Here is an 8,928-nt window from a genome sequence, read left to right as displayed (position 1 = left end):
TAAAGTTATCAAGGTACTACATTTACCAAGCGGCTAATCCTCTAAACGTCTTACTGTCTAGTTTCTAGCCAACGAATCGCACCACACCCCACACCCTGTCCCCACGAAAAACTTTTTGCCGCAAACCCTAGATAGGGAACAGCTGATCACTGGATTTGACGGAGAAAGGACAAATCAACTTGGCCGAAATGAATACTAAAAGCTACTTGCAGATTTTCTAGGGATTTAACCAACCAAGGCACTTGATCGCGAGAATAACTCTCGTAGTGGTTAAATAGAATCGAAAAACGTTTATCTAATTGGGGTTTTGCCTGGGGACAGATCAAAACCAACTTGAGCAATAACCCCACAGTCCGAGTTACCCCCATATTGGTGATCATATCCATAAGAAGGTAATGATCGGGTTTTTGCCCGCTTTCCACCACCAGATAATTTAACAGTTGGCTAGAAGTACGCAGCATGAGAAATTCACTCGGTTTTTGTTGATCGCAGTGGGGTAGAGTATTTTGCAGGATATCGTCGAGTTTTTGGTGAAATTGCCCCTTGCCGTAGTCTAAGGAGGTAATTAGATAATCGTAGAGATCATTTTTGAAATCTTTATAGGTAGGGGTATAAACTGTATTCGCCAGAAAATTTTGCGAAAGCTCCTTATAAGTATAATTTCCTGCTACCGTCCCCAGATAATACTTGAGGGTGCGATTTAGCTCCTTATCATTGAGCAGGGTGGGATTTTCTACCGGTTGAATGATTCTCCCCGCTTCTTCCCTGATTTTTGGGCTATGAGCAACCTGTGCCAAACGTACCTGATAGGTGACATAACGAGAGAGATTTACCTCGAAACGGCTCTCGGTTTTCACCTTAATACGTCTAACGGTTTGTCGCTGTTCTCGGGGACTGTCATCACCGAGTAAATAGTAATCATAGAGATAGGGATAACGACTAATCAGGGTTCCCAGGGAAGCGGCGGTTTTTTCGCTGTATTGGCCGCTAATAATTCTCGCCAGACGCTGCATCCTAACGTAGTCATCCGAGAGGGTAAATTTTTTGACCAGATGGCGCAAATTATTGGGGCTGCTGTAATGTCCGGGACGTGGGGAGGGCAAATTTTCCAGCAGCGATACCAATTCGGGAATTGCTGGCTGATGGGTGGGCTGCGTTTGCCATCGATTCACTAAAATATGACAGCAGCGGTTAAAGAAATGATCAAAACGACTTTCCACATCTTTGGCCTTGACAAGACGCTCTAGGGCTAAATAAATAGGAGCTTCTCGATAGCCCCCACCTTCGATAAACAGACGACGAAAATCCTCGATTAATTGCTCGGGGGAATCTGTCCTGGCGCGGTCGAGCCAATAATCGCACAGTAGCTGTTCTTCGTCTCTTTTTGGTCTTTGTTCACTGTTTAGACTAGCCATGGTTATTTGATTTAGCCCTCCTAAATCAGTAAGTAGTCATGCAAAATTAATTACCTGCCCGATCGAGCTAAAACCCTTACGGGGCAATGATCGTCATGTGTAAATAATTTTGCCTAGGTACTTAAGCGGATGGATTTTAGGGCTAGGACCATAAAGGGGTCAATTGTGATTAGATAGTAGATGCTCCCTTCTGAGGATGCCCCTATTTTGGGTCATTGTAGTGACCGAGTTGATCCATTTTAGCTTGGCAAGTTTAGGAAAATTACCCTTGGCTTACCTGGCCAAGCTTGCGGACTATGCCCAGATTAATAAAAATTTAGGCAGCGTACCCTGCTAATTAAGTTAGCAAAAAGAAACCCCGATCAGATGTGATCTAAGTCACATTTAAACCTAAATCCATCTTCTAGATAATTCGGAATTTACTCTAAGTATTTTTATTGTCTATGCCCTGTCATTTATCCCTCAATCAACTCGCTCAACTATTATCCTTACAAAATAAGGGTGACATAAGTTTTAGTCCCGATAGTTTAGTATCTGGAATTAATACCGATAGTCGTAGTATTAAGTCTGGACAAGCATTTTTGGCATTAAAGGGTGATAATTTTAATGGTCATGATTTTATCGATATGGCTATAGAAAAGGGAGCGGCGACCTTGATTGTTGATCAGCCAGTGTCGGTAAATTACTCTAAAAATATTCCCGTATTCCTAGTCCAGAATACCCTAGAAACCTATCAGCAATTGGCCCATTGGTGGCGGAATCAATTTACTATACCCGTGATTGCTATTACGGGATCGGTGGGGAAAACCACGACTAAAGAATTAATCGCTTCGGTATTAGCAACCCGGGGAAAGGTACATAAAACCCTAGCTAATTATAACAATGAGATCGGAGTGCCGAAAACTCTCCTCGAACTGGATGAAACTCACGATAGTGCCGTAATCGAGATGGGAATGCGGGGACGGGGAGAAATTGCCCTGCTCGCTCAAATCGCCCAACCGACGATCTCAGTGATTACTAATGTGGGAACCGCTCACATCGGTCGTTTAGGGTCGGAGTCGGCGATCGCAGAGGCCAAATGCGAGTTATTGGCCGAGTCTCCTTCTAGTAGTATAGCAGTTCTTAACTACGATCACCCTTTACTTACCGAAACAGCTAAACGGGTATGGCAGGGGGAAACAATTACCTATGGCTTCTCTGGCGGCGATATAGTCGGGGAATTACTAGATTTAACTACTTTACGAGTCAATGGACTAGATTTTAACTTACCTTTATCCGGTCGTCATCATGCTTTAAATTTTATGGCAGCCTTGGCTGTAGCGAAAATTTTAGGCATCGATTGGACTTCTTTGCAACAGGGAATTAAGGTTAATTTACCCAGTGGTCGGGCCAAACGTTACCAATTAGCAACCGATATCCTACTCCTCGATGAAACCTATAACGCCGGTCTAGAATCAATGTTAGCGGCCTTGGATTTGCTGAAAGCTACCCCCGGTCAGCGTCATATTGCTGTTTTAGGCACGATGAAGGAGTTAGGGTCTTTTTCGGAGCAATTACATCGCCAAGTCGGTGAGAGGGTGCAAAAACTAGGCATAGATCGCTTGTTTGTCTTGGTGGATGACCCAGAAGCTAAGTTTATTGCTGAGGCCGCTACTGGTGTCGATTGCAAATGTTTTCAAACTCACGCAGATTTAATTAATCGTTTAAAGGAAGTGATCGATTTCGGCGATCGCATTTTGTGCAAGGCTTCCCATTCCGTCGGTTTAAATCGGGTGGTGGAGGAGTTAATCAGTGATATTGGGAGTTAGGGAATAGGTGTTAGAGAATAGAGCCTTTTTTAGCAAGAATAGCCGATTAAAAACTGTTTTTTCGGTGATTTTAGCTATAGTTTTCTTTTTTTCGGCCGCTCAAGTCTCTTTTGCTCAACAATCGAGACGACTGGAGACTTATCTCCCAGATCTCAGTGGTTTAGCTTGGGTAGAAGCAGATATTTTTCTAGGGGTTCACGATGCCAAAAATAAGGGCAAAAATAGTGATCCATCTCAAGCAAGGCTGAGTCTTTTACAGCTACCTACCCAGGAAAAACCGCTATTATGGCAGGTTTTAAGGGTAGATTGGCCAAATCCAGAGGGATTGAGTAACGATCTCGAAAGTATTACTCATATCCCTGAAACTAATTTGTTTTTGTTGGCTGAAAGTGGCGAGAAAAAACCTTTTCAACGGCTGTTTTTACTAGCATACAACCAGCAAAAAGTCAAGCTAGTTGAGCAAATAAATTGGCCGATTGCGGTGGAAAATGTAGAGGCGATCGCTGTTAGTCGGCAAGGCGATCGTTATCTATTTATCTACGCAGAACGGGCCGATAGTCAAGAGAGTACAAAGATTCGCTGGACGGATATCTCGCTCAATCCCTTAAAATTCGGGGAATTTCAGTCGGTAACTTTTCGGAGTCCTTTTGGTAGTGGTAAAAATATTCGCCCCATCTCCGATTTAGCCGTAGATAAGCAAGGTAATATCTACATAGCTTCCGCTTACGATCCAGATAGTGCGGGGGTGTTTAGAAGTGCAGTTTACCGTATAGGTCAAGTTACAGCCGATAATAACCTAATTCTTGCCCCTAATCCCCAAAAAATTGCAGAAATCGATGGCTCCAAAGTGGAAGCGGTGACTACCAGAGAATCTCCGAGAGGTAAAATAGAAGTCTTTATCGGTACAGATGACGAGAATTATGGCGGTTTTCTGCGACCTTTGCTGTTAGATAATTAGCTATCGGTCGTCAGGAGATTATTTTTATTTATTCTTCCCACTCCCCACTTCCCCACTTCCCCACTTCCCTGCTTCCTTCTCTTCAATAACTACTCGCAGCTAGAAATCCGTTAGACCTTAGCATACTTTGTGCTTTTTGTCAAAAAAACTTTTTTTTTGCAATAAAACTACACAAAAAAAAGATCATCGTTGTGGGTGAAATTGACTCATTTACCTGTCTTAATTAGGATCACCTTCTAGGTGTGGTCAGGGTTTCAATCGTTGCTGCCTAAAAAAGCATAGAATACCCCATTCTGAAATTCTATCAAATCGCTGTCACCTTCATAACATCGTTGTTAAATAAAAATCTTTCTCAATAAAATCTTAAGAATTTGTAAATATTGCGGAATGTTAATTTAAATATTCTCAAGTTTTTGGAGTCAGTCAATAATTTTTGCTTATCTTTGTCCAACATTGGGTTAGGAGACAGTTATCAGTTATCAGTTATCAGTTATCAGATGTGAGTTTTTAGTTTATTAGAGTTCTTGCATAATTAATTCTTGAGAGTTCAAAAATGACAAAAATAGACATAAAACTGCATAAAATGCCTAAATGGAGCATTTAATCGATTAATGCACATTCTTAATTCTCCTGACTACTGACTACTGACTCCTTACTCCTCACCTAACAGAAGATTGTTGATTTTTGCAAGAGATCTATTGTTGACTGAAAAAGCTCCCCACACCCCACACCCTACACCCTACACCCCACACCCCACACCCTACACCCCTCTCCCTTCTCCCTGCTCCGCAACGCCTATTTTCCGTCTAAACTTTTGTATAGGGATAGTCTGGGAAAGTATAGATAACTCTTAGACTAATTAATTCGGGACTCACATCACAATATAGACTATGGCTTACTATTGGTTTAAAGCATTTCACCTGATTGGGGTAGTTGTTTGGTTTGCGGGACTATTTTATTTAGTACGTTTGTTTGTCTATCATGCGGAGGCAGCAACACAAACAGAACCCGCACAAGCTATTCTGAAAGCACAATACGAGATCATGGAGAAGCGACTCTACAATATCATCACCACACCGGGGATGATTGTCACCGTGGCCATGGCGATCGGTTTAATCTCCACAGAACCGGAAATTTTAAAATCGGGATGGTTACATATTAAATTATCCTTTGTGGCTCTTTTACTGCTCTATCATTTCTACTGTGGTCGCATCATGAAGAAGCTAGAAAAAGGGGAATGTAATTGGACGGGACAGCAATTTCGGGCATTAAATGAAGCACCAACCCTGTTATTGGTAGTTATTGTCCTTTTGGCAGTATTTAAGAATCAATTACCCCTCGATTTGACCACTTGGTTAATTGTAGCTTTAGTGGTATTAATGGCAGTGACAATCCAACTTTATGCTAAAAAACGTCGCCAAGATCAAGAAAAACTTCGGCAAAATACTCCCCAAAAAGAGGAAGTAGCGACCAGGTAAATTATCTCAATCATTGCCTAGGTTTCTAGGATAACATTTAAGAGTGGTTTGACAGCTATGGGATGGTCTTTTTAGTCCATCCCCATTGTATAGGTAGCAACCTTTAGCTTTTAGGTTTTTGGCTTTATGCTATTTTTAAATCTATACCAAAACTATTTAGGGTTTGCTGAAAAAGTACGGACGAAGCATTCGGATAGAAAATCTCCGGTTTCACCGATAGGTTATTGGCCGAATGCTTCACCCCTACAAAACGCGGGCCGATGAAAACGCAAGGTTTTGAACAACGCCATAAATAAAAACAATCTTCTGACTACTGACTTCTAACCCTAACAACAATTTTTGATTTTTACAAGAGGTCTTATGAATAGTTGCTGGATAGATTGGGAAAAAATAACTAGGGATTTTCTCAGTTCCCGCAAAATCAAGCAAGTTGCTGAATTGCGAGGATTCTATCGAGTTAATCCCTCTGGTATTCCTAGAATTCCTCCCAATTTAGAATTGAGAGACTACCAAAATACAGCGATTATCAGTTGGTTTCGTAATCGGGGACGAGGAACTTTAAAAATGGCCACCGGCAGCGGTAAAACTATTACTGCTTTAGCTATTGCCATGGAACTTTACCAAGCGATAGAACTGCAAGTATTATTAGTAATTTGTCCCTATCGTCACCTAGTCAATCAATGGCAACGAGAAGCGGAAAAATTTAATCTTAAACCGATTTTAGCCTACGAAAGTGTCCATATATGGCAAAGTCAACTATCCACAGAATTATATAATGTGCAAGCGGGTAATCAAAAATTTGTCACTATTTTAACTACTAACTCAACTTTTATTAGCGAGGGTTTTCAATCACAAATAAAATTTTTTCCCGATAAAACTTTAATCGTTGGTGATGAAGCCCATAATTTAGGTTCCCCCCGATTAGAAGAGTTATTACCCCGTTCTTTAGGTCTAAGATTGGCTTTATCTGCAACTCCTGAAAGATATTTTGATCAGGAAGGAACCGACGCTATTCTTGAATATTTTGGACAAATTCTACAACCAGAATTTACCCTAGGTGATGCTATTAGAAAAGGAGCTTTAGTCAATTATTTTTATTATCCAATCTTGGTTGAATTAACCGATAATGAGGCTTTATTATACGCAAAATTAACCCAAAGAATCGGCTGGACTTTGCAGAAAAATAGTAATTTAAATGGTAATGAAAACCTCACCGCTTTGTTAATGCAAAGATCACGATTAGTTGGTTCAGCAAGTAATAAATTACAGGCTTTACAACAACTGATGCAAGAGCGTTTAGATACGGATCATACTTTGTTTTATTGTGGGGATGGTTATCTAGAAAATTATACTGCTAATTATCGTCGTCAGGTAGAGGCAGTTACTCATTTGTTAGGCAATCAATTAGGTTATCGAGTTGCTATCTACACCGCAGAAACTTCCCTAGAAGAACGAGAAAAAATTCGCCAACAATTTGAGGAGGGTTATCTGCAAGGATTAGTGGCAATTAGATGTTTAGATGAAGGAGTAGATCTGCCATCAATTCAAAACGCAGTCATTCTGGCTAGTAGTGGTAATCCTCGACAATTTATTCAGCGTCGCGGGCGAATATTGCGCCCCCATCCCGATAAAAAACAGGCGACTTTATTTGATATGATCGTTATGCCACCCACCTTAGATCGAGAAACCTGGGAAGTAGAAAGGAATTTATTACGCAAGGAATTAAAACGCTTTCTAGAGTTTGCTCAGTTAGCTATTAATGCTCAAGAAGCTGAGACTAAATTAGGGGAGATTCAAGATAGATATTGTCTTTTGTCTAATTAAAACTTGAAAAGTTAAATCTTGGCGGCTTTTATGCTAAAATAGAAGTTAGTCAAAAATTGATCGCCGAGAAAAATTAACCAAACCAGATAGCGATCGATAAAGTTGTATAATTTTCCTTCCTCTCCTTCTAAATTTCTATGCCTCCCCGTCAACAACCCCGTCGCATTGCTCGAGAACTTGCCCTTTTGAGTTTAAGTCAGATTAAAGGCAATCCTGAAAACCTGGAACAGCAAACTTTAAACGATTTAATTTTAGTTGCAGTTAGAACCTTAACCGTCGAAATTCAAGAAACCTTAGAAACCGCTGCCGCTGAAATTAGTCGTGGTAATGAACGGATTCTCGCTAGTGATACTAAGGCAACAAATCTAAAAAGCGCCCAAACCATGGTAAAAGAAGCAATTTCTCTTACCCACAATGCCATTAATCGTTTAGGAACCGTGATAGATTTTCCCGAAATTGTCCAGTTATCTAGTCAGTACGAAGTGCGGGAATATGCCCTAGAATTAATCGGTACAGTCTATCGTCGTCGTGCGGAAATTGAACAGGAATTAACCAGTGCTTTAGTGGATTGGCAACTGCATCGTTTACCAAGAATTGATCGGGATATCCTGCAAATTGCCGTGGCAGAAATGCTCTATCTCGATATACCTCAAAAAGTAGCAATTAATGAGGCGATCGAATTAGCCAAACGTTATTCTGATGATGAAGGTTATCGCTTTATTAATGGCGTTCTCCGACGGGTAACGAATAAGCTAAACGAAACAGAAAAAGCCCTATCTACCCAGAGTTAAACTGGGAGTAAATTAATACTACAATCACCACATTTTATAGGGAAATTTCTGTAAATTGCTATTGTAGTATCGCTCATCTCCCGTGACTTCTTCGCCGATCCAATCGGGAATAGTAATGACTTGATCCTCTTGTTCTAACTCAATTTCAGCCATAATCAAACCTTGATTATCCCCCCAAAATTCATCAACTTCCCAAGTTAAATTATCCAGAGAAATGCGATGACGAATCTTTTCAATTAAAGGTTTCTTACAGAGGTTTTCTAACATGAGCGCCGCATCTTCTAGGGGAATTACATACTCGAATTCCTGACGACTCATGCCCTCAGTCTTGCCTTTAATGGTTAAATAACCCCGCTCTCCAACTACACGAACTCGCACAGTTGTCAATCCATCTTGGGTAGGAATATATCCCTGACGATACAACTTGCCAGTCGCAAGCGATCGCCAAGAATCCCCTTTAACTAGAAATTTCCGTTCAATTTCAACAGACATAAGTAGGTAGGCATTAAAAACTTTCAGATGCCCCCCTTATTAAGGTAGGGCTGTTTCATTTAAATTAAGTATAGCTGATTTTGAGTCAATAAATTTGACCGAAGATTCTCAAGTTTATCTTGTTCTAACCAAAAGAGTTAGTCACAATAACTAATCTTTAAT

7 protein-coding genes are annotated in these 8,928 nt (G+C 40.7%); 5 read left to right on the top strand and 2 right to left on the bottom strand.

The window, feature by feature from the left end; all coding sequences use genetic code 11:
• Positions 1-146 precede the first annotated feature (146 nt).
• Complete coding sequence (locus tag EWV66_RS15055; RefSeq protein WP_052277077.1) at positions 147-1,415, bottom strand: Sll1247 family protein; 1,269 nt, start codon at positions 1,413-1,415, stop codon at positions 147-149.
• Between the two features lie 443 nt (positions 1,416-1,858).
• On the opposite strand from EWV66_RS15055, the gene EWV66_RS15050 reads away from it, so the two are divergent.
• The 5 genes from EWV66_RS15050 (at position 1,859) to nusB (ending at position 8,274) form a co-directional block, all read left to right on the top strand.
• On the top strand, positions 1,859-3,223 hold the full coding sequence (locus EWV66_RS15050) for a UDP-N-acetylmuramoyl-tripeptide--D-alanyl-D-alanine ligase (protein ID WP_287108140.1): 1,365 nt from the start codon (positions 1,859-1,861) through the stop codon (positions 3,221-3,223).
• Positions 3,224-3,230: 7 nt separating this feature from the next.
• Complete coding sequence (locus EWV66_RS15045; RefSeq protein ID WP_052277079.1) at positions 3,231-4,181, top strand: hypothetical protein; 951 nt, start codon at positions 3,231-3,233, stop codon at positions 4,179-4,181.
• Between the two features lie 890 nt (positions 4,182-5,071).
• A complete protein-coding gene (gene hemJ, locus EWV66_RS15040) occupies positions 5,072-5,659 on the top strand; it encodes a protoporphyrinogen oxidase HemJ (protein WP_002739167.1) in 588 nt (195 codons plus the stop codon).
• A gap of 360 nt (positions 5,660-6,019) precedes the next feature.
• Complete coding sequence (locus EWV66_RS15035) at positions 6,020-7,483, top strand: DNA phosphorothioation system restriction enzyme (protein WP_052277080.1); 1,464 nt, start codon at positions 6,020-6,022, stop codon at positions 7,481-7,483.
• Between the two features lie 137 nt (positions 7,484-7,620).
• Positions 7,621-8,274 carry a transcription antitermination factor NusB gene (gene nusB, locus EWV66_RS15030; protein ID WP_052277081.1) on the top strand — a complete coding sequence of 218 codons (654 nt, stop codon included), beginning with the start codon at positions 7,621-7,623 and terminating at the stop codon, positions 8,272-8,274.
• 24 nt (positions 8,275-8,298) lie between these two features.
• On the opposite strand, the gene EWV66_RS15025 is transcribed toward nusB, so the two are convergent.
• Positions 8,299-8,766 carry a CYTH domain-containing protein gene (locus EWV66_RS15025; RefSeq protein ID WP_052277082.1) on the bottom strand — a complete coding sequence of 156 codons (468 nt, stop codon included), beginning with the start codon at positions 8,764-8,766 and terminating at the stop codon, positions 8,299-8,301.
• Positions 8,767-8,928: the final 162 nt, after the last annotated feature.

The organism is Microcystis sp. M_OC_Ca_00000000_C217Col (genome assembly GCF_007095585.1).
Lineage (GTDB): Bacteria > Cyanobacteriota > Cyanobacteriia > Cyanobacteriales > Microcystaceae > Microcystis > Microcystis panniformis.
The sequence above is the reverse complement of the archived record's forward strand: the minus strand, read 5'-3'. Positions and strand labels throughout refer to the sequence as shown.